The sequence below is a fragment of the Curtobacterium sp. MCBA15_005 genome (assembly GCF_001864855.1).
GTDB classification, from domain to species: domain Bacteria; phylum Actinomycetota; class Actinomycetes; order Actinomycetales; family Microbacteriaceae; genus Curtobacterium; species Curtobacterium flaccumfaciens.
Genome location: NZ_MJGL01000036.1, coordinates 7,098 through 7,370, shown reverse-complemented (window position 1 = coordinate 7,370; position 273 = coordinate 7,098). Strand labels below are relative to the sequence as shown.

The window sequence follows — 273 nt, the reverse complement described above, 5'->3', positions numbered from 1 at the left end:
CTCGTCGGCATCGCCGTCGAGCACTCGAACCGCGTCGCGACGATCGCGCCGGCTGCGTTGCAGAACGCCAGGATCCGCTCGAGGCTCCAGCCCTGCAGCAGTCCGTGGGTCAGCGCGCCGCCGAAGCCGTCGCCCGAGCCGAGCCCGTTCACGACGTCGATGTGGTGCGGACGGAACTCGACGAACTCGTCGCGGGTCTTCGCCAGCACGCCCTTCGGCCCCTGCTTGACGATCGCGATCTCGACACCGCGGTCGAGCAGGGCGTCGGCGGCG

General features: G+C 71.1%; 1 protein-coding gene. It reads right to left on the bottom strand.

What is annotated here, in order from left to right; translation table 11 throughout:
• Nucleotides 1-273, bottom strand: a 273-nt coding sequence (locus BIU89_RS12895) for a carbohydrate kinase family protein (RefSeq protein WP_254791630.1), incomplete at both ends; no start/stop codon positions are given.